Raw genomic sequence first — 21,303 nt, forward strand, 5'->3', positions numbered from 1 at the left:
ACGGACGACGCCGGGGCTAGCCCGCGATCTTCAGCTTCGCCAGGGCGAGGGCCGCTTCGTCGCTGCCGGTCGTGTACAGCTCGCCGTTCTGGATGCGGGCGTTCCAGGCCGACAGGGACTTGCGGTAGTCGAGCAGGATGATCGGCGGGTCCTGGCTGAGCTTCTGGTACAGCTCGGTGTAGATCTTCTGCCGGGCCGCCCGGTCGAAGGTCGAGACGCCCTTCTTGATCAAGGCGGTCACCTGCGGGTTGGAGTACCCGGTGACATTGATCGCGGGATCAGTGGTCCCGAACTCGGACACGGCGTCGTTGGGGTCGCTCAGACCGTTGCTGCGGAAGCCTGCGAGGTCGTAGTCCCCGTTGTTGAGGCGGTCGAATGCCGTGTTCGAGTCGAGCACCTCCGGCACGAAGTCGATTCCGAGGTCCTTGTAGTCCTTCTTCGCGATCGGGATCACCGGATCGTCCTGCTTGGTGGTGATGTAGGACAGGGTGAGCTTCTTTCCGTCCTTCTCCCGCGTGCCGCCGGCCTGAGTCTTCCAGCCGGCCTCGTCGAGCAGCTGCCCCGCCTTCTTCGCGTCGAAGCCGTAGGAGGTCACGCCGTCGTTCGTGTAGGACCACTGGGTCGGGGCGGCGAAGACGTCCGCCACCTGTCCCAGCCCCTTGAACTTGGCGTCCACGATCTGCTGCCGGTCCAGGCCGTAGTACAGCGCCTGACGGACCTTGGTGTCGGCGAGCGCCGGCTTCTTGTTGTTCACCCAGATGGCGCCGTAGTCGGAGACCACCCGGGCGCGGATGTTGGCGAAGCCGAGCCCTTGCAGCTCCTTGAGGGTCGCCGGGTCACTGCCGAAGCCGCCGTGGTCGATGTCGCCGTTCTGGAAGTTCTGCAGAGCGGAGTCGCTGGAGACCACCTTGAAGATCACCCGCGCGATGGAGGGCTTGCCGTTGTAGTAGTGCTCATTGGCCCGGTACCGGATCTCCTGGCCCTCCACGTACTGTTCCAGGGCGTAGGGGCCGGCGCCGAGGGGCTTGGAGTAGAGGCTCTTGAGGTAGTCGAGCTTCCCCTTGACGTAGCCCTTGCCGTAGTAGGCCTTCGAGATCACCGGGCCGCCGAGGGTGCGCAGGGCGAGCGGGTTCGGTTTCTGGGTGACGATGCGGATCGTCGTCGGGTCCACCACCGTGATCCCGGACAGCGAGCTTGCGGAGCCCTTGCGGAACTCCTTGGTGCCGTCGATGACGATGTCGGAGAAGTCCACGCCCCCGGCGTAGGCGGGATCGTTGAGCAAGGTCAGCGTGAACGCGACGTCCTCGGCCGTGAGGGGCGAGCCGTCGCTGAAGGTCAGCCCCTTGCGCAGGTGGAAGGTGTAGCTGAGATTGTCGGAGGACACCTCCCATTTCTCAGCCAGATCCGGCACGGGCTCGCCCGCGTCATTGAACACCACGAGGGAGGCGAAGATCGGCTGCACCGCGTTCCCGTCCCAGCCGTTGTCATAGAAACCGGGGAGGAACACGCCACCCGGCTTGTTGATGGTGGTGACGAACGAATCCTTGCGCTGGGTGGCGGCGGCCGGGCTCTTCCCCGGGTCGGAGGCCTTGTAGAACTCGTCCTTCAGCTTGCTCAGGTCCGCCTTCTCCGTGCCCGGGTCAGACTCGACGGCCGGGGCGCAGGCGCCGAGGAAAAGAGCACCTGCGAGCAGTCCCGCGATGGCTGCGACCGGCTTCTTGATGAGCGTCATTCTGAGACCCTTCTGGGGGCAGGAGGAATCCACAGGCGGATTGGTGATGTCCCTGTGAACGAATACCCGCACAGCCTAAGCAGGCCTCGGAAATCTCTGAAAGTGATGTTTCACGTGGTGAACGAATAAGAAGCCCGGTTGAAAAAGAAGTCGATATGAGAACCGTCAGGTTCATGATTCGTCACACTGGCCAGACGATTCACCCGCCCGCGAGCAGCCCTCTCAGCCGCTGCCGCTTCCCCTGGATCTCCCGCTCCTGTGCGGTCAGCCGCTCGGCGAGGCCGTCGAGTTCAGCCCGCAGTTCCGGGCACAGCTCCAGCGCGACGCCGTCCCCGCCGTCGCGCAGGCAGTCCAGGTAGCGCCGGATCGTCGCCGTGCCCACGCCGGCCGCGATCATCGTCCTGATCTGCTGGACGCGCACGACGTCGGACGCCGCGTAGTCGCGATAACCGGCGCGCGTGCGGCCGGGAAACAGGACGCCCTGCTCCTCGTAATGGCGCAGCGCCCGCGCACTCACTCCGCTGGCCGCCGCCAGTTCGCCGATCCGCATCCGGCTCCCTCCCGTCTTGACCTTCACACGGGCGTGAAGGTTTAGCGTCCCTGTCATGGCATCTACGACAACGGGCCGAAGGGCTCTGATCTTCCACGGCTACGGCGCCACTCCCGAGGACCACTGGTTCGGCTGGCTGGCGGAACGACTCGAGGACGACGGCATCCCGGTGACGGTGCCGGCGCTCCCGGACCCTCTGGGCCCGGATCCCGTGGTGTGGGAGGACGCCGTGCGGACGGCGCTCGGGACGCCCGACGCCGGGACGATCGTCGTCGCGCACAGCCTGGGCTGCCTGACGGTGCTGCGTGCGCTGGGCTCGCTCGCCGGTCCGTGGCGGCTGGGCACGCTCGTCCTCGTGGCCGGATTCCTGGATCCCCTGCCCGCTCTTCCGGGGCTCGACGGCTTCATCGCCGACGGCTCCCCGGTGGACGGGCTGGCGGAGCGCCTCGACCGTCTCGTGGTGCTCCGCTCGGACCGTGACGAGTTCGTGCCGACGGCCCACACGGACCGACTGGCCGCCCTGCTCGGCACGGAGCCACAGGTCGTCGACGGGGCCGGGCACTTCCTGGCCGACGACGGCGTCACGGAAGCCCCGGCCATCCACGACGCCGTCGGTTCCCCACGGCTCTGAACCGCACCGCGCTGAGCCGCACCGCACCGGGCGGGGCCTCGACAGACCCGGGACACCCCGGCCTACGATGAGACCCATGCAGCCCTTGGGACCGGCCCCGTGGCCACCTCCGCCGATCACCACCGAGCGACTGACCCTGCGCGTCTCGGAAGCACGGGACCGCGCGGGCCTCATCGACCTGTTCGCGTCGCCCGAGGTCGGGACCTACACCGGTGGGGCGAGGCCCCGGGAGGAGCTCGAGGCCTCCGTGCCGGAGATCCCCGGACGGCGCGAGGGCTTCTTCGTGGTCGAACGGGAGGGCGAGTTCCTCGGCATGGTGACCTTCGACCGGCGGGACGCGGAGCATCCCGGCCACGTCCGTCCGGAGGGGAACGAGGCCCAGCTCGGGTACTTGTTCCTGCCGAGCGCCTGGGGTCAGGGCTACGCCACCGAGGCCTGCACGGCCGCCCTGGAGTGGTTCGGCACGGCGTTCCCGGGCGAACCGGTCGTCCTGCCCACGCAGACCGCCAACGGGGCCTCGCTGCGCCTCGCACAGCGGCTCGGTTTCCGCGAAGCCGAGGTGTTCGAGGAGTACGGCGCCGAGCAGTGGTTCGGCGTCTGGACCGGCGAGGTGGCCGGCTCCCCCACCGTCTGAGCCACTACCCGGCGGCCGTCCACCGGAAGCCGTACTACGACGACGGCGCGTCGTGCCGGACGGCGGCGTCGCGGGCGAAGTCGCGCACCCGCGCGTCGTCCAGGTATTGAGCGGGAACGCCACCACCCAGCAGGGTCCGGACCATGGACGCCGAGCCGGGGAAGGCAGTGAAGCTTCCCGCGATGATCACATTGCCGAAGCGCCGGCCCTTGAGCATGGGGGCGTCCGCGACGATCGCCGTGTGCGGGAAGACGGAGGCGATGGTCGCGGCCTCCTCGCGGGCGGCTTTCAGGTCCGGAGCGGAGCCGCAGTTCACGACGTACATCCCGTCCGGCCCGAGGACCCGTGCCACGTGCTCGGTGAACTCGCGGCTGGTCAGCGAGGCGGGGGTGACCCCCTGCGCGAACACGTCGCGGATCACCACGTCACGGCTGGCGGGACTGAGCGTCTCCGTCACGGCGCGGGCCTCGCCCACGCGGATGCGGAGGAACGGCGCCCTGGGGAGGTCGAACCAGCCGCGCACCGCGGTGGCGAGCGCGGCGTCGAGCTCCACCACCACCTGACGGGACTCCGGGTACACGTGGTGGAAGTAGCGGGCGAGCGAGCAGGCGGCCCCGCCGAGGTGCAGCAGGCGGACACGATCACTCGTCCCGGGCGCCCAGCGGTCCTCGATCAGCGCCGCGATCCAGCGCATGTACTCGAAGCTCAGGTGGCCGGGATCGTCGAGGTCGATGTGGGAACTCTGCACGCCGTTGAGCCGCAAGAGCCAGCCGTTCGCCAGGTCGAGGTCCCGGATCAGTTCCGCTTCACCCTGGTCCACAGGATGGACGCCCTCCACGGGCCCCGTCGGCTGTGCCTTCTGCCCCTGTTTCATAGCGCCCAGCGTACTAGGCGACGGGACGCGTGGAGTCCCGGTTCAGCGCAGCACGGCCAGGGCGAAGCCGTCCCAGCCCTTGGACCCGACCGTCTGAAGGACCGTGGCGTCGAAGCGCGGGTCCTGTCCCAGCAGTTCCAGGGAATCCCGGATCGCCGGTGCGTTCACCGGGTCCATCTCGGGGTGCAGCGGGGCGCCCTCCCAGACGGTGTTGTCGAGGACCACCACGGTGCCGGGGCGGCCCAGCCGCGCGGCCCAGTCGAGGTAGTTCGAGTTGTTCTGCTTGTCCGCGTCGATGAACACCAGATCGAACGGTTCCCCGCCTTCCAGCGTGGGCAGGACGTCCAGCGCCGCGCCCACTCTCAGGTCGACGCGGGTGCCGACGCCGGCGTCGTCGAGATTCTTGCGCGCGACGGCGGCGTGCTCGGCCTTGAACTCGATGGTCACCAGCCGCCCGTCCTCCGGGAGCGCGCGAGCCATGAAGAGCGTGCTGAAGCCGGCCAGGGTGCCGATCTCCAGGACCCGCCGGGCACCGCGGATACGGACCAGGAGTTCCAGCAGCTTGCCGGAGTTCGGGGCCACCTCGATGGGAGGCATGCCCGCGTCCTGGGCGGTGCGGATGGCCTGGTCAAGGGCCGGATCCGGGTGGACGACCGTGCCGGAGATCCATTCCTCCATGGCCACCCATTCCGGCTGGGACCTGTGCTCGAATGCGCTCATGAGGCCATGCTAGGCACGCGGCCGGGCCCGCCGGTAGAGGTCGTGAGGAGGTTCACGAGAGGTCGTCGAGGGCCTTTTCGAGCCGTTCCACCTTGCCGCTCAGTTCGCCCGTGTAGCCCGGACGGATGTCGGCCTTGAGGACCAGGGAGACGCGCGAACCGTACTCGGCCACGGCGAAGGTCGCGCGCTTGACGACGTCCATCACCTCGTCCCATTCACCTTCGATCTCGGTGAACATGGAGCTGGTGTGATTCGGGAGACCGGAATCGCGGACGACCTTGACCGCGGCGGCCACCGCGTCATGAACGGAGGCGTCGCTCGGGGCTTCGGATCCCTCGGGCGCGCCGGAGGGGGCGACGGAGAATGCGACGATCATGGGGCTGCCTTTCGTCGGGGTCATGTCATGAAAGCGGTACCTTCGACCGCTTCCGCCCTTAGTGTGCCACGGCTGGCTATGCTGATCAGATGGAATACCGTCAGGGGGGCCGACCGCTGCGTGCAGACGCGGCGCGGAACGTCGAGAAGATCATCACGGCCGCCCGCGAATGCTTCCATGAGCGTGGCCCGGAAGTTCCGCTGCAGGTCATCGCGGAGACCGCCAAGGTGGGCCCGGCGACGCTCTTCCGGAACTTCGCCGACAAGGAAGCCCTGGTGCTCGCGGTCATTTCGCGGCAGCTGCGGGAGCACGTGGACCCGGTGGTCGTGCAGGCCCTGGCCGCCCCGGATGCCGGCGACGGCCTCCTGCAGGTCATCGAGTCGATCGTCCAGGTGGCGGCCGAGGAATCCGCGCTGCTGGACGCCCTGGTGGGCCGCCGCGGCGTCCTGACCACCATCAGCGGGAACATCATCGAGGCCCTGGGGATGCTCCTGGGCCGTGCGCAGCGTCAGGGCACGATCCGCGGCGACGTGTCCCAGGAGGACGTCATCCGGATCGTCGCCATGCTGATCGGCTCCGTGGACACCATCGAACGCGGCACGAGCGCCTGGCGCCGCCCGGTCGCCCTCATCGAGGACTCGCTGCGCCCCGCCGCGGCGACCCGCGAGCTCCCGCCCCAGACCCCGGTGCCGAGCCTGCAGCTGCCCCTGGGCTGAGCCGCCAGGGCAAGGCGAGGAGGGTCGGCGTTCCGGCCACGCGCCCGATACACGAAGGGCCCGGGAACCGTGGTTCCCGGGCCCTTCGTGTGCCGTCGTCAGCGCCGGATGCGGACGCATGCGGCGAGCAGGAGGAGCAGACCGACGGCGCCGAGCGCGCCACCCGCGAGGCCCAGCGGCTGCAGGGTGGCCGGGGTGCCCGTCGCAGCGAGCTCACCGCCCGACGTCGAGCCCGCCGGCTGGACGACGACGGGCGGCGCCGTCGGCTTGGGCTGACCGGTCGTCGGCTCCGGGGTGGGCTTGGCACCCCCGATGATCACGTCGCTGTCGATGCCGGTGACCGTTTGACCGGCCACGACGGTGACCACCGCGGCGGTTTCGAAGGTCTTGCCGCCGTACCAGGCGGTGATCCTCCCGGCGGAGAACCCCTCGAACTGGACCTTGTACGAGCCGGCCGGAAGACCGTGCACGGCGTAGGTGCCGTCGTGGTTCGTCAGAGCGTCCCCGATGTAGTTCCCCTGGAGGTCGACCACCTGGACGTAAGCAGGGCTGCCGAACGGCTTCTTCGCGGTGCCTTTGATGACGGCCTCAGGCACGGCGGTGAAGTCGATCCCCCGCGTGGTCTTGCCATCGACCACCGAGATGTCGCGGGAGGTCGCCAGCGTGCCGCCGTACCACTGGTTCGCGAACCCACCGATCTCCCCGATCAGAACCGCCTTCACCATTGCCGTCGGCAGGCCCACGACCGCATAGCTGCCGTCCGGGTTGACCACGCCGATCGCCAGCGGAGGTCCGGATCGGGGGTGAGGGTCGTTCGCCGGATAGATGGCCACAGCCACCTCTGCGTCCCCCGTGTAGCCCGCGACACGGCCGGTCATCACGCCATGGCTCTCCGCGGGCGCCATGAAGTCGATGCCCGTGACGGCCGCATTCTTGCCGACGGTGATGACGGTCGCAGAGGCTTCATTCTCCGCGTCCTTGTACCAGACGCTGGGGCCACCGGGCAGCGACGAGGTGAGTGCGGCCTTGTACCGGCCCGCGGCCAGCCCCTCGATGCGGTAGCGGCCCTGTGCGTCGAGATCCGCGTCGCCGGCGAATCCGCCGTCGGCGGTCTGCAGGATCACGCGACGGTTCGTGAGCGCGACGCCGTCCGGGGTCTTCGCGGTGCCCGAGACGCTGCCGGTGTAGACGAAGGAGGCGTTCTGGCCGGTCACCGCGGCGCCGTCGGCGAGAACGATTCCCGGCGCCGCGGCGCGCGTCGCCGCGTCACCGTTCCAGACGGGCGGGTCGGACTGAATGCCGTACGTGAACTTCAGCTTGTACGTGCCCGGCAGCAGGCCGCTCAGGGTGTACTTGCCGTCGGTGCCAGGGGCGGTCTCGGCCACAACGTGGTCGCCGGACGCAGCGGAGAAGGCTTCGACCTTCACGTTGTCGACGGAGGTCCCGCGGGTCGGAACCAGCACCGTGCCGGAAATCGAACCGGTTCGGGCCAGCAAGACGTCCTGGCCCGTGAGCGACTGCCCCTCTGCCAGGACGACCGAAGGTGCTGAATCCCGGGTGGGGGCTCCGGAGTTCCAGACGGTGGCCGCAGAGGGATTCTCGAACAGAATCTTGTACTGACCCGGCCATTTGCCGTCGAAGTGGTAGGCCCCGGTCCCGTCCGGATAAGTCTCCGAATCGAGCATGGCACCACCGTTGGGATTCACGACGAGCAACGACACTTTGGTCTGCGTGACGTCGATCCCTGCCGGCGCCGTGACGGTGCCGGAGATGCCGGCGGTTCCGGCCGCCTGCGCCGGCGCGAGGCCCGCGAAAGCCAGACCGGAGATGAGCAGCGCAAGGACTGCCAGGCGCGTTCGCGCCCTGGATATGGCACGAGCCATGGATCCCCCAAGGTATTCAAGAATAGGTGCGAGTGAGAGGACCGCTCAGAGCGGGCCTGGAGGAACTGTAACATCCCTCACATTCGACTGACAGTTACTCTTCAGCTCGGAGGGGCGATCGCGGATAGTCTTCACCGCTCGGCCTCCATGAACCGTTTTCTCACCTTCGACCAGGTGCGATGGGAGGACCAGACCGTCTCGTCAGAAGAACCGAATAGCTCGGCGGAGCGCATCCGGAGATTCATCGAGCAGATCACCCAGTGACTCAGCCCAGTCATGTTCATATTCTGGATCGAGGGGCCTGCCGTCAGAACCGAGCTCCGCTCTCGCGATGAACTCATCCAGATAGTCCATAGGACGGTCCTCGAACCGCCATATAAAATCTGCCGCCAACGAGAACGCATCCCGAAGGGTCAGGTACGCCACGTCACCATGGATCCTGAGTCGATCCCTCGGAATAGCCCAGAACGGAAGCGACCGCCCATACGCATCTGGCCGAAAGTTCTCAGCAGACGACGGCCACTCAATGTCCCCGACGTCGAGACACCCGAATTCATCCCTGATCGCGACTCCCCAATCATCAGGTGATGCGGGATCGCCCGGAACTCCGTCACTCATAGGAACTGTCCCTCCGAGCAGGGTCGCCAGATCATTTCCAGCACGCCCCCGATAATCGGCGACGAAACGAAGCATGACCCGATAGGCTTCGGCAGGGGTGAGCTCATCAGGGCATGAGGTTCGAACCATCGTTCGATCTTCCATTCCACGGATCGAATCCACTAAACGCGGGAATTAAGCGCAGAGGTCGCACATACCACAATCGTAGCAATTCGGGATTAGACCACATTTCAACGCCGGACCCGATCGCCCAGCCCTCAACCCGTCCCATCACCAAAAATCAGAGCCGGCGTGAATTGCAGACGAACTGGCATCTCCGAAATTGGACAGAAACCTCCTCCTACGGACTCCATTTCACGGTTATACTCGAAATCCTAGGACAGTCCGGCGGAAAGTGGCTCTATCAGAGTCAGCGCATCGGAAATATTGGTATAGTATGGCACGCCAAATAGCTCGAGTGTCGGCAATCCCAATTCGGATCCAAATATCACCAATTCCCAGCTGTTATCCGCCCAGCAAGCCCAGTTCGGATATTTTCCGGAGATTGCCGCGCTAGTTGCCGCGCAATAGTTATCTTCAACGGGATTCATCAGCGCCCCCCAGTACGAGTCAGGCGTCATGCTTGCCACGTTGATGGAATCCGCGCGGGAGTGCAGGGTTCGCGAATTGCGAGATTCGCCCACTCCCACAAGATCGATATAACGATCACCGACGCGATCTGCGAAGGTCTTTAGCACGCCAGAAAAATCTCGATTTAGAAAGTAATCCCAATGAAAATAAGCCTTGTGACCAAAACTGTGGCGAAACGGATTTGCCGGAAGATGACTGTCTAGGGCGAATATGCGGGAAAGTCTTGCATGAGCCTCCCCCCACGGGCGTATCTCGCGACCGTCCTCCGCGTTTTCACTCATTCGTTCCGCCTCCGCGCCAGCCCAGTCGGACCTTCAATGTTGCTTTGAAGGTTCCTTCGATGCGGTATTCGAGCACATGCCCCCGAGGCCAAGACGGGCACGTAACCAACGCCTTCTCCGAAGCACCTCATGTCATCAGCACCAAAGGTCCTTGGTACTTAGTCGTACGACAACCACAGGAGCGAAAGGCTTTCGCTATCAGCTACTCTCGTCGACCATCTGGGAACTCCTTCCACGGATCATACGCTCTTAGCCGCGGCCCTAAAAGACCCCTTAGGTATGAACCCAATTCGCCCGGGTCCGGAATCATTTCGACGCCGCTGACGACTATCAATTCCTGAACCTCATCCGACCCTTCAATATAAGCGCATTCCAGCCAACTTAGGATTGCACCTGCGACATCCCGATCCTTTGGACTTCTATTTGCCAGCCATCGAACGATGTCCGACATAACAAGGTGCGGCAACATCTCGCCAAAATTGTCTTCAAGAGACTCGTCAAGAATAGGCCTCAACAAAGGAAATGCTTGAACTAAATTTCCAATAAACTGTTCTGTTTGACTTTTCATATCCCACCCTTCAGTGCGCTGGATAGCTCATCAAGCAGACTTTGGGCAACAAGTCGATCGGAGAAGGAAGCAGCAGCATTTTTCCTGAGCCAGTTTTCAAGCCCACGCACCGTTTCTTGGCCCTTCACGAGGTGCATCCGCCCGCTCGTTGCATTTCCCGTGCTCAATTCATTTCGGATCGCATCCATGGTCGTTCCGTTCCCGACTCTCTGTGGATTTCGGACTCCCTTGTATAGGTTATTAATGAGGTTCTGCAATTTTGGACTACTTACGCGAGGAGTCGCCAGGAAGTCATCGTCGTCGTCGGGAGTCGAGAAGCCAGCCTTGGAAGGGGGTTGGCCACCTCCGGAGCCTCCGCTTGAACCTGAGCCGGCGGCCGCCTGAGTGGCTAGTCCTTCTTTACCCAGTTTAGCTGTCGCGGCCTCCGAGGCGGCCTTCAGGCGAGCGTTCTCTGCCAGCCCCGCCGCACGCCTGGCCGCTGCGGCTGCCGCGGCAGCTGCAGAAGGGTCATACCCACCAAACGAACCACTGCCACCGCTCTGAGCGGACTCCGAAGACACACCCCAATCCGCGTACTGAGGCGGGTACCCCCATCCGCCACCACCGACATAACCACTCCCACCGCCACCACTGTAGGAACTCGAAGAACCCACGCTCGTAGTTGTAAAAGTAATTCCTCGCCAGGGGACACCTGAGGGGGCTGTGATAGGAGGCGGATTACCGCCGTAAAGGAACCATGACCAAATGTCGCTGGTGCGACTCTGCCCTCCACCACCAAGCATTCCTGCGAACTGACCTGCAGCCAGTCCAGCGGCGGTAGCTCCAGCGGTTATTCGTACACCGACCGATGCCCCTGCACGAGACATGGCAGCCGACTCTCCGCTGGCGATGCTGATGCCGCCGCCCGCACCAACTCCGGTGATTTCGCCGACGCCTTTACCACCACACATGTCGCACATGTACCGCGACAACAGTCCAGACGGGTCCGAGTAGTTAATTGGATCGTGCCCTGCATAGGCGTAGGGGCTTGATCCGCTAACCGGTGTTGCGTTGAATACTGGGTCTGGGGCGGTGAATACACCCAGGACCGGGTCGTAGTCGCGGGCGCCGACCTGGGTCAGGGAGCTTTGTGTGTCGGCGAGCTTGCCCAAGTACCCATGGGCTGCGCCGAAGCCGGTCTGGCTTGCAGCATTAGTTCCTGATCCTGCCGGTTGAACAGGCTGAGCCGTCAGAGCAGCGGTGCCCACGGCTTGTTGGGTCGGGCCCCGGATCAGGCCGTAAGGGTCGGTGTAGCGAGCCACGGTCGTGACCCCGGCCGTCGCGGTTGACGGCAGCACCAGGGTCTGAGCCGTGCCCACACCATCGCCAAGCACGATCGCGTACTGGACGACACCGCCCTTAGCACTACGCTGCGCGACCGTCTTACCCAGGAAAGAATAGGACCGGGTTGCACTCGCTTCACCTGTCACCGGGGCGAATGCTGTGGTGATGCCCAGCGCCAACGTGACACCGGTGGCGTCCTTGATACCAATCAGATTCCCGGCCGCCGTATAGAAGCGCGAGCTGTCACCAGATGCGCTGGTGCCAGGCGATTGCCCTGCGGTGTTCGGATTAGGATTCAGCGCCGAGCCCGACGTGCCCGACGTGGCCGTGATCTTGCCGTCTGCCGAGTATTTCAGCGTCTGACCGGCACGACCGGTCATACGGCCTGCAACATCCCAGGCAAACGTCTGCGATGAAGCCGTTCCCGAGGCCGGCGTGGTGGTCACCTGAGACAGGTGGTGCGTGCCGGCTTCGTAGGAGTAGCTTTCCGTCGAGGCCAAAGCACCCGACGCGCTGAAGCGTTTGACCTGTGCCCGGTCGCCACCATCGGTGTAGGTGTACGTCTGGGCGTACGGCGCCACACCGCCAAGGCCGGCCACACTCGTGGCAGAGGCAGCAGGAGCGGCACCACACGATGCTGCGGGCGTCCACACCGAGGTAGCCGGGCTTCTGCCGATGACTCACGTCCTGTGCCGGCGGGTTTACCGCCACCGGCACAGGACTATTTTTGACGGCGAGGTCAGTCTCGACCAGGTGCTCGTGAAGGACCTGGACCTCCATTGAAGAACGCTGGCGCCGCGCGCCAACTAACAAGATCTCACCAAACCAGCCCACCACGCCGCTGGGCAGGGCCCACCGTTGTGAGGCGAGCCAAGCACCCGCCACCACAACCTCCCCATTCAGTGTCGAGCCCGTTAGCTATCCCTTCGCACTCACAGCCGACGGACGTAGACCCGCAGATAGTTGGCTGTGAAATTGACGAGGTATCCACGACACCCCAGCTTCGGCCCACCTGAGACTCTGATGGTCCGACAATCGCTTCGCAGAAACTTACGGAATCCGGGCCTGGCGCAAATGTCTCATGTCCGCAGCGATAACCTACCAGTCGAGATCCAGGGTGCCATCACGGAATCCACGAATCGTGTACTCAGCGTCAACGGCATAAAGAGTGGAACCTTGCTCAAGTTCTTCAAGGACCCGAATCGCCTCATCTGGCGAAAATTTTAGCGCATCCGTCGCGGCCAGAAGCCGCACCACTTCGCTTGAATCATTGAGCAGGTCAAGTATTGCTTGCTGCCCCTCAGCCGTAGCTCGAATGGCTTTAGCAAATACGTGATGTTTACGAAACGCTATATTGGCCTTCCTCGGTTCGGAACTCAGATGACTCCAGGCGATCGCCATCTCACGATACACACCGGAAATTCCCTCATTCGGCGACGTCACGGCAGTGGACCTCCATTCTGAATTATGTCCGTGATCCTCATGCTGAAATTATACTGCTCTCTAAAGCTCTGCCCAGATAGCCAATCTCTAATCGTCTTGTTACTCGTAAAACCACGAACGGACGAGTAGTAATTGGCCTTGGCTTGATTTATTGCACTAGGTACGGGATTGAGGTTTCTTGGATTGTGTATTATTCGAGGGTCGAATCCGCTCCGTTTATCTGATATCTGGGACTGCTCCACCACGTGATCGTAGACGTTCCCATCGCCCGGCGATCCCATCGACCTCTTCGCTGAACGGAACGAACTAAAACCCTCCGCGGGATCTGGGTCATTCTCATCATCATCGGGCGTGGAGAAACCGGTTCCACCCGGAGGCTTGTTACCTGCCCCACCGCTCGAACCTGATCCAGACGCGGCCTGAGCCGCCAGACCTTCTTTGCCCAGCTTAGCTGTCGCGGCCTCAGAGGCTGCTTTCAGGCGAGCATTTTCGGCCAATCCGGCGGCACGTCGCTCAGCTGCGGCAGCCGCAGCGGCAGCCGCAGCAGCATATCCGGCACTTGAGGACTGCCCTGAACCAGGCACGTAGCCCCAGTCAGCGCCTCCATCTCCGTAGTTGGGCGAGTAGCCAGCTCCATAGTCGTCCTCAAAGCCGGCACCGCTGCCCCCTCCATACGAAATGGATGACCCCACACTTGTTCGGTAAAACCGAAGGCTCGCACGAGAATCAGCGTAGACCGAGCCATCACCGCTGTAGTAGGTGTATCGCGAGCCAGCGCCGCCGGCACGTGCTCCACTACTACCGGAACTTCCCAAGTTTTGGAGCGAGCTCGCAATCGACCCAAGGAGACGCCCGATGGACGCAATCCGATCCCAGAAGCTCGGTCCGAGCGTCCTAAGTACAGTGGACGCACCTCCAGCGGCGCCACCGCCTCCAACACCAGTAATTTCGCCAATGGGTTTACCGCCACACATATCGCACTTGACAGCCGTCAGCCCACTCGGGTCCGAGTAGTTGATCGGATCGTGCCCTGCATAGGCGTAGGGGCTTGAGCCGCTAACCGGTGTTGCGTTGAACACTGGGTCCGGGGCGGTGAATACACCCAGGACCGGGTCGTAATCCCGGGCGCCGACCTGGGTCAGGGAGCTTTGTGTATCGGCGAGCTTGCCCAAGTACCCATGGGCTGCGCCGAAGCCGGTCTGGCTTGCAGCATTAGTTCCTGACCCTGCCGGTTGAACAGGCTGAGCCGTCAGAGCAGCGGTGCCCACGGCTTGTTGGGTCGGGCCCCGGATCAGGCCGTAAGGGTCGGTGTAGCGAGCCACGGTCGTGACCCCGGCCGTCGCGGTTGACGGCAGCACCAGGGTCTGAGCCGTGCCCACACCATCGCCAAGCACGATCGCGTACTGGACGACACCGCCCTTAGCACTACGCTGCGCGACCGTCTTACCCAGGAAAGAATAGGACCGGGTTGCACTCGCTTCACCTGTCACCGGGGCGAATGCTGTGGTGATGCCCAGCGCCAGCGTGACACCGGTGGCGTCCTTGATACCAATCAGATTCCCGGCCGCCGTATAGAAGCGCGAGCTGTCACCAGATGCGCTGGTGCCAGGCGATTGCCCTGCGGTGTTCGGATTAGGATTCAGCGCCGAGCCCGACGTGCCCGACGTGGCCGTGATCTTGCCGTCTGCCGAGTATTTCAGCGTCTGACCGGCACGACCGGTCATACGGCCTGCAACATCCCAGGCAAACGTCTGCGATGAAGCCGTTCCCGAGGCCGGCGTGGTGGTCACCTGAGACAGGTGGTGTGTGCCGGCTTCGTAGGAGTAGTTCTCCGTCGAGGCAAGAGCTCCCGATGACCCGAAGCGCTTAACCTGGGCCCGGTCGCCACCAGGGCAAGAGGACGACTATCGCCACCCTCTCGGAATGTTCCAAGTCGATTCGAATGGCATCACCACCATTTACTCTCACATTGGCGACATACGCGGCTGCTCGCAGGGCATCCTCAACTGGACGGCCCTGAGGTCTGCCGAGGCCCCGACTTCACAAGAGGTCGCACATAACCCAATCATCACAATTCGAAATTAGGCCACAATTCAAGGGTCTATTCGTCACCTGATAGCTGCTTTCTCGCCGCTTCAACGATGGACTTGTAGTCGTCCCTAAAGGGTTCGGGCAGCTCGGACTCAAGCATCGCAATAACAGCCCAAATTGTCTTCATTTCAGCCGGGCCCCCGAAAGGAATATCCTCCAAACCCTCGTCTATATTGTTCAACCATTCGAACAGCACCAGTGCTTCAGGCCGCGTGAGCCGAAGCGTCACAACATCATCCGCCACCGAGTCCTCCGTGCTCTAGCAGGTTTCCTATCTGAGCGGGGCTGAGAGTCCATCCAGACAAGAACTGATTGTTTCTTATCATTACATTATTCCTGGTTCCACCATTAAAATAGTGGATTACGCTCTCGCCGTGATACGTGCCGTCAATTCTCATCGTCCCGGGGTCTTTGAGATGCGCTTCGAGCGCATTGATAAACCTAGCAAGGCTTGCGTTACTGAAGTTCCCACTCACTCCAAAGTCGCCAGCATGTTTGAACTTTTTCTGAATTTGCCTAGCACTATTTCCCAAAATCCGACTGAATTCATCGTCGTCATCAGGCGTCGAAAAACCAGTTCCAGCCGGAGGCTCCCCGCCGGCCCCACCGCTTGAACCTGAGCCGGCGGCCGCCTGAGTGGCTAGTCCTTCTTTACCCAGTTTAGCTGTCGCGGCCTCCGAGGCGGCCTTCAGGCGAGCGTTCTCTGCCAGCCCCGCCGCACGCCTGGCCGCTGCGGCTGCCGCGGCAGCTGCAGAAGGGTCATACCCACCAAACGAACCACTGCCACCGCTCTGAGCGGACTCCGAAGACACACCCCAATCCGCGTACTGAGGCGGGTACCCCCATCCGCCACCACCGACATAACCACTCCCACCGCCACCACTGTAGGAACTCGAAGAACCCACGCTCGTAGTTGTAAAAGTAATTCCTCGCCAGGGGACACCTGAGGGGGCTGTGATAGGAGGCGGATTACCGCCGTAAAGGAACCATGACCAAATGTCGCTGGTGCGACTCTGCCCTCCACCACCAAGCATTCCTGCGAACTGACCTGCAGCCAGTCCAGCGGCGGTAGCTCCAGCGGTTATTCGTACACCGACCGATGCCCCTGCACGAGACATGGCAGCCGACTCTCCGCTGGCGATGCTGATGCCGCCGCCCGCACCAACTCCGGTGATTTCGCCGACGCCTTTACCACCACACATGTCGCACATGTACCGCGACAACAGTCCAGACGGGTCCGAGTAGTTAATTGGATCGTGCCCTGCATAGGCGTAGGGGCTTGATCCGCTAACCGGTGTTGCGTTGAATACTGGGTCTGGGGCGGTGAATACACCCAGGACCGGGTCGTAGTCGCGGGCGCCGACCTGGGTCAGGGAGCTTTGTGTGTCGGCGAGCTTGCCCAAGTACCCATGGGCTGCGCCGAAGCCGGTCTGGCTTGCAGCATTAGTTCCTGATCCTGCCGGTTGAACAGGCTGAGCCGTCAGAGCAGCGGTGCCCACGGCTTGTTGGGTCGGGCCCCGGATCAGGCCGTAAGGGTCGGTGTAGCGAGCCACGGTCGTGACCCCGGCCGTCGCGGTTGACGGCAGCACCAGGGTCTGAGCCGTGCCCACACCATCGCCAAGCACGATCGCGTACTGGACGACACCGCCCTTAGCACTACGCTGCGCGACCGTCTTACCCAGGAAAGAATAGGACCGGGTTGCACTCGCTTCACCTGTCACCGGGGCGAATGCTGTGGTGATGCCCAGCGCCAGCGTGACACCGGTGGCGTCCTTGATACCAATCAGATTCCCGGCCGCCGTATAGAAGCGCGAGCTGTCACCAGATGCGCTGGTGCCAGGCGATTGCCCTGCGGTGTTCGGATTAGGATTCAGCGCCGAGCCCGACGTGCCCGACGTGGCCGTGATCTTGCCGTCTGCCGAGTATTTCAGCGTCTGACCGGCACGACCGGTCATACGGCCTGCAACATCCCAGGCAAACGTCTGCGATGAAGCCGTTCCCGAGGCCGGCGTGGTGGTCACCTGAGACAGGTGGTGCGTGCCGGCTTCGTAGGAGTAGCTTTCCGTCGAGGCCAAAGCACCCGACGCGCTGAAGCGTTTGACCTGTGCCCGGTCGCCACCATCGGTGTAGGTGTACGTCTGGGCGTACGGCGCCACACCGCCAAGGCCGGCCACACTCGTGGCAGAGGCAGCAGGAGCGGCACCACACGATGCTGCGGGCGTCCACACCGAGGCGAGCCGATCCGCATAGTCGTAGGCGTAGCACTGGTTATCGGCGGGCTTGTTCGGGCGTCCCGTCCAGGACATGGCCCGGCCGGTCAACTTGCCGCCCGCATCGTAGGAGAACATCGTCTTTCCGAGGTCCACCGCACCCTTGGAGGACAAGTTGGACGACTCCTGCTGTGCAAGCCTTCCTGTCTGCGCATCCCAGGTGAACACCGTGGTCGTCGCCCCCACCGTGGGATCCTTCGAGAGAGCGTTGTTCAGATCGCTCTGGCGGAAGGAGGACACCTTACCCAGGGAGTTGTACTGGGTGTCGCCGGCGATCGTGTCGCCCTTCGAGCTGGACACCGAAGAATCGTTGTCGAAGCCGTCGTAACCGAAACCGATGGTCTCGGCAGGCAATCCGCCCAGGGCCGGCATCGCCAACGACGACACCTTACCGTTCAGCTCGTACTTCAGCTTATGGGTGTAGGTCCCTGCGAAACTTCCAAGCCCTGACGGGACAGAAGTCGTCACGCTGGAGGGCTGGCCCGCAGCGTTGTAACCCGCATAACTCGTCACGACCGGCTGGTCGTACTCCGATCCGTTGTAGCGGGTCTCAGAGGTCACCTGTCCCTTCTGGACGGAATCGTAGCCCCACTCCAGGAGAGTTTTCGCGTCCTTGCCGGGCTCTTGCACCTTGGTCCGGACGGTCCGGTCCAAGGAGTCGTACTCCGCGGAAGCCACCACACCGAGAGCATCCTTGGTCGAGCTCAAGCGGCCGCTGGCGTCATAGCTGCTCGTCACGGTCCCGGTGTCCGGGTCCACGGCCGAGGTCTCCCGACCAGCCACGTCGTGGGTCCACTTCCAGGTGCTTCCCGCAGCATCCTTCATGGACGTCAGCTGGCCCAGCGTGTCATAGGAGTACACGGTGTCGTCGGAGGCGCCGCTGGCTGTGGTGCTCTTGAACAGCCTATTGACCAGAACCTGACCGCCAAGGTCCGAAATGGACTGGCTCGCCGACGCTGCAGGTGTCTTGCCGGGTTCGGTCGGGCCAGTGGTGGTCGTGGTGTCGGCACCACCGTAGGCGATGCTGGTGGTCCACAGGGTCGTGTTGTCGTAGGCGATCGCCGACGTCGACGCCGGCCGTCCGGCCGCGTCATAGGTGAGCGTCGTCGACGATGGCACTGCCACGGTCGGAATCAACAGGGTTCCGGAGGGGCTGCCCGTCATCAGATACTCGTTATTGGTGCGGCTCACCTGCCCAGTGGTGTCATAAAAGACGTCTGCCGCGATCACGCCGCCTGGCGGAGACGTGCGCTGAGTCTGCCGAAGACGACCCAGACCATCAAAGATCTTGAAACCTGGGTAGGTCGCACCGGTCGCGTTGACGGTGTCGGTCCGGATCCAGGACGGTGCAGTCTGCGAGAGGCTGTACGTGACGGACAGGTCCGGTGTCGGATAAGTCGCCTTCGGCCGCATCACAGACCACTGCTTCAGGAGCCGCCCAGCGGCGTCGTACTCGCTGGTGGCTACCCCTCCGTTGACATCGGTCGTCGAAACCGTCGATCCGCGAGCGGCATCGAATGTTGTCGAAGAGGTCCACCCCAACGGGTTCGTGTCCGTCACGGTGGTCGCCAAGCCGACGGCCGGGGTGAAAGCCGTTTTGGTGACCCGAGCGTTGCCGGTCGAGTTGTCCGTGGACGAAACCACCCGACCGAGAGCGTCATAGGCCAGGACGGGCCCTTGCTGCCATTGGCTCACCGTTCCGCCATCGGCATCGGTTGCCGTGTCAGCCTTGGTCACCAGGCCCTTGGAGGGAGCGGAGTACCCGGGGCTTCCCGGTTCGGCCGACGTGGAGGCGTCGTACAGCGTTCTCGTCGCCGAGAGCACGGTGCCATTGCTTCCGCCATTGACACACTCACCGGCGCGAACGGTCGAGGTCGCCGGGAACGCCAGCAGGTTCGCACCAACATTGTCCGCATAGCTCGTCAGGGTGCAACTGGCGTCGCTGAATCCGGTCTGCGCACCGTGACTGACCGCCGTCGTCCGGCCGTAGCCGTCGTGGGAGTAGGTGGTGGTGCGGGACCGCTTGCCCGAAACCGGAGGTGCGGTCTGACCAGAGGTCTGGATGGTCGTGGAGGACGCGACGCCAAAGTGCCGTGCCGTGGCGCCAGACACAGCATCGGTGGCCGTCGGCGCCGAGGCCCACGGCACCGTCACAGTGCTCTTCAAGCGGGTTGCCGTGTCGCCGAGGAAGGACTGCGACTCAACCGCCTGGCCCGCGAACCAGGGCGAATCGGTGATGACGGTGCCATCAGATGTGGTCACACTCGAGGTGCGCGTTCCACCGGAAGCGTTCGACGGCGTCCCGTCGAGACCGCGCAGGTACGTCACCGTGCTCGTCGGGTTGTTAGTCCCGGCGTTGTTACCGGTCGTCGTTTTCACCTGGCCGTACCCGGCGAACACCGACCAGGTCAGCTGGGAACCACCTTCTCCGGACTGGTACTGCGCCGAAGGGTACTTCCACGCCGGCGTGCCCAGGTACTGGTAACGCGTCAGGAGCCCCAGGCCGCCGCCGGGACCGGCTGAAACCCCGATCGCAGCGACCGGGTAGATGTGGAAATAGTCCATCCGGGCCGGCTGAGGAATCGGAGTTGTCGGCGACCAGTACGCCGGGTAGCACCGGCGGGTGTTGGTCTCCGGCGAGGCCGGCAGGCTGCTCGGTGTGCAGTCCGCACCGAGATAGCTCACCGACACGACACCGCCTGTTGGCAGCTTGATGCTCGAGATCCGATACCGGTCAAGAGGCGCCTGGCCATCGACGACCCAGACCCGGTTCTGAAGGGTTTGCCCGGAGAACACCACGGGAGCGTCCGTGATAGCGGTCTTACCACCCGTGGTGTCGAGTGCCGCATGCGTCACGGAGGCCAACCACAAGGCCGGTTTTGTGCCGTCCCCCGGGTCCGGCATGGAATGAGCCAGTGTCCACCGGTCGACATCCTGGTACGCAGTTCCCACGAACGTTTTCGTGGTCACCGTCTGAAGTCTCTGGTCGGAATAGAAGGTGGGCGACTGGGTGTCGCACGTGCCCGTTGCCGTGCAAGCGAATCCGGTCGGGATGTCGTTGCCCTTGGCACAATCGACGCCGGTGCACCGCCCGGTATACGCGAGGACGTACTGCAGTGGAGCGGCGTTGGAATTCAGCTCAGCGCCTGCACGCATTCCGTAGTCAATCCGTACAGGCCGCGACGACCGCACATAGCTAAGCCGAGATCCCGTGCCGGCCTGCGCGGCGTAGTAGTTCGTGTCCTGGGTGTAGTAGACGGCCTGCGAATTGCCGTTGACGTCTACAACGTAGTCGAGATTCCACACAGCGGCCTGCTGGCACAGGGAGGCCCCGAAACTAGCAGCCGAACACGGCTGGGAAGAATCCGCCGCACCGACCGGCACAGTGTTCACCGAGTTCGTGGTGGGTTTCCCCGTCGCCCAGCCGGGCAGCTTATTACGTCCGAAGAAGTACTGAGTGCCCGCGGTGTCGGTCAGCTTCCAGTAGCCACCGTCAAATGAACCGTTCTGGCCAGAAGCTTTGAGGTACTCGATTTTGGTGTTGTCATCGTTCTGCAGCACGAACTTGCCACTCGATGAATCCTTGACGAGCTGCCCAGAGCGGCCACCGAAACTGATGGTGAACGCCTGCCCGCCCTTTTTGCCGCAAAGATCGTAGGACTTGCTGACTTTTTGGTCCATGCACGGCATGAACTTCTGAGTGATCGATCCCAAGCCTGTCAGGGCCCATCCGTCACCCACCGTCGATGCCTGGTTGTTCGTCGACGAGGTCAATCCGTCAACGGCAGTGGAGTCATACGAGAGACCCAGCGCCGGCGTCGGCCCCGAAGGCGCGCCGCGGCCAGGCATCGGGTAGGACCATGTGAATCCACCCGTCTGCGAAGCAGAACCCCACTGAGCTGAGGATGTACCCGGCAGAGACTTGAAGTCGCCGGCGCCCTTGTCATTGGTCGCAGGTGTGGC

General features: G+C 63.6%; 17 protein-coding genes. 3 read left to right on the forward strand and 14 right to left on the reverse strand.

Annotation, left to right across the window (positions count from 1 at the left end):
- Positions 1-16: 16 nt before the first annotated feature.
- Positions 17-1,732 (reverse strand): ABC transporter substrate-binding protein, encoded by a 1,716-nt coding sequence (locus BLV63_RS00975; protein ID WP_066216982.1) that lies wholly within the window; start codon positions 1,730-1,732, stop codon positions 17-19.
- 199 nt (positions 1,733-1,931) lie between these two features.
- Positions 1,932-2,339 carry a MerR family transcriptional regulator gene (locus BLV63_RS00980; RefSeq protein ID WP_254780420.1) on the reverse strand — a complete coding sequence of 136 codons (408 nt, stop codon included), beginning with the start codon at positions 2,337-2,339 and terminating at the stop codon, positions 1,932-1,934.
- Here BLV63_RS00980 and BLV63_RS00985 point away from each other — a divergent pair.
- Both BLV63_RS00985 and BLV63_RS00990 read left to right on the forward strand, forming a co-directional pair.
- Positions 2,338-2,913 (forward strand): RBBP9/YdeN family alpha/beta hydrolase, encoded by a 576-nt coding sequence (locus BLV63_RS00985; RefSeq protein ID WP_066216979.1) that lies wholly within the window; start codon positions 2,338-2,340, stop codon positions 2,911-2,913. The two genes, BLV63_RS00980 and BLV63_RS00985, sit on opposite strands and share 2 nt — an antisense overlap.
- A gap of 76 nt (positions 2,914-2,989) precedes the next feature.
- On the forward strand, positions 2,990-3,547 hold the full coding sequence (locus BLV63_RS00990) for a GNAT family N-acetyltransferase (RefSeq protein ID WP_066216977.1): 558 nt from the start codon (positions 2,990-2,992) through the stop codon (positions 3,545-3,547).
- Between the two features lie 34 nt (positions 3,548-3,581).
- Here the strand turns inward: BLV63_RS00990 and BLV63_RS00995 are convergent, their stop codons facing one another.
- From BLV63_RS00995 to BLV63_RS01005, 3 genes are read right to left on the reverse strand one after another with little or no spacing between them, the layout of a single operon-like run.
- Complete coding sequence (locus BLV63_RS00995) at positions 3,582-4,421, reverse strand: spermidine synthase (protein WP_174521292.1); 840 nt, start codon at positions 4,419-4,421, stop codon at positions 3,582-3,584.
- A 42-nt stretch (positions 4,422-4,463) separates the two neighbouring features.
- Positions 4,464-5,141, reverse strand: a complete 678-nt coding sequence (locus BLV63_RS01000; RefSeq protein WP_066216971.1) for an O-methyltransferase — start codon at positions 5,139-5,141, stop codon at positions 4,464-4,466.
- 52 nt (positions 5,142-5,193) lie between these two features.
- On the reverse strand, positions 5,194-5,517 hold the full coding sequence (locus BLV63_RS01005; RefSeq protein WP_066216968.1) for a thiamine-binding protein: 324 nt from the start codon (positions 5,515-5,517) through the stop codon (positions 5,194-5,196).
- Positions 5,518-5,606: 89 nt separating this feature from the next.
- Between BLV63_RS01005 and BLV63_RS01010 the strand changes: the two genes are divergently transcribed.
- Positions 5,607-6,233 carry a TetR/AcrR family transcriptional regulator gene (locus BLV63_RS01010; protein ID WP_066216965.1) on the forward strand — a complete coding sequence of 209 codons (627 nt, stop codon included), beginning with the start codon at positions 5,607-5,609 and terminating at the stop codon, positions 6,231-6,233.
- A 98-nt stretch (positions 6,234-6,331) separates the two neighbouring features.
- Here the strand turns inward: BLV63_RS01010 and BLV63_RS01015 are convergent, their stop codons facing one another.
- The 9 genes from BLV63_RS01015 to BLV63_RS01040 form a co-directional block, all read right to left on the reverse strand.
- Entirely contained in the window at positions 6,332-8,116 is a 1,785-nt protein-coding gene (locus tag BLV63_RS01015; RefSeq protein ID WP_066216962.1) for a carboxypeptidase-like regulatory domain-containing protein, read from the reverse strand.
- Between the two features lie 201 nt (positions 8,117-8,317).
- Complete coding sequence (locus BLV63_RS01020) at positions 8,318-8,542, reverse strand: hypothetical protein (RefSeq protein WP_066216959.1); 225 nt, start codon at positions 8,540-8,542, stop codon at positions 8,318-8,320.
- Positions 8,543-9,108: 566 nt separating this feature from the next.
- On the reverse strand, positions 9,109-9,645 hold the full coding sequence (locus tag BLV63_RS18240; protein WP_139244608.1) for a hypothetical protein: 537 nt from the start codon (positions 9,643-9,645) through the stop codon (positions 9,109-9,111).
- A 202-nt stretch (positions 9,646-9,847) separates the two neighbouring features.
- Positions 9,848-10,213, reverse strand: coding sequence for a DUF7674 family protein (locus tag BLV63_RS19190; protein ID WP_437438218.1), 366 nt, complete (start codon positions 10,211-10,213; stop codon positions 9,848-9,850).
- On the reverse strand, positions 10,210-12,117 hold the full coding sequence (locus BLV63_RS01025) for an RHS repeat-associated core domain-containing protein (protein WP_139244609.1): 1,908 nt from the start codon (positions 12,115-12,117) through the stop codon (positions 10,210-10,212). Before BLV63_RS01025 ends, BLV63_RS19190 begins: the two co-directional genes overlap by 4 nt.
- A gap of 517 nt (positions 12,118-12,634) precedes the next feature.
- Positions 12,635-12,979 carry a hypothetical protein gene (locus tag BLV63_RS18245; RefSeq protein WP_139244610.1) on the reverse strand — a complete coding sequence of 115 codons (345 nt, stop codon included), beginning with the start codon at positions 12,977-12,979 and terminating at the stop codon, positions 12,635-12,637.
- On the reverse strand, positions 12,976-14,769 hold the full coding sequence (locus tag BLV63_RS01030; RefSeq protein WP_139244611.1) for an RHS repeat-associated core domain-containing protein: 1,794 nt from the start codon (positions 14,767-14,769) through the stop codon (positions 12,976-12,978). Before BLV63_RS01030 ends, BLV63_RS18245 begins: the two co-directional genes overlap by 4 nt.
- 311 nt (positions 14,770-15,080) lie before the next feature.
- Positions 15,081-15,314 carry a hypothetical protein gene (locus BLV63_RS01035; RefSeq protein WP_074783914.1) on the reverse strand — a complete coding sequence of 78 codons (234 nt, stop codon included), beginning with the start codon at positions 15,312-15,314 and terminating at the stop codon, positions 15,081-15,083.
- Positions 15,304-21,021, reverse strand: coding sequence for an RHS repeat-associated core domain-containing protein (locus BLV63_RS01040; RefSeq protein WP_175533602.1), 5,718 nt, complete (start codon positions 21,019-21,021; stop codon positions 15,304-15,306). The genes BLV63_RS01035 and BLV63_RS01040 overlap by 11 nt, the downstream gene beginning before the upstream one ends.
- Positions 21,022-21,303: the final 282 nt, after the last annotated feature.

It is taken from the genome of Arthrobacter woluwensis (genome assembly GCF_900105345.1).
GTDB lineage: Bacteria > Actinomycetota > Actinomycetes > Actinomycetales > Micrococcaceae > Arthrobacter_E > Arthrobacter_E woluwensis.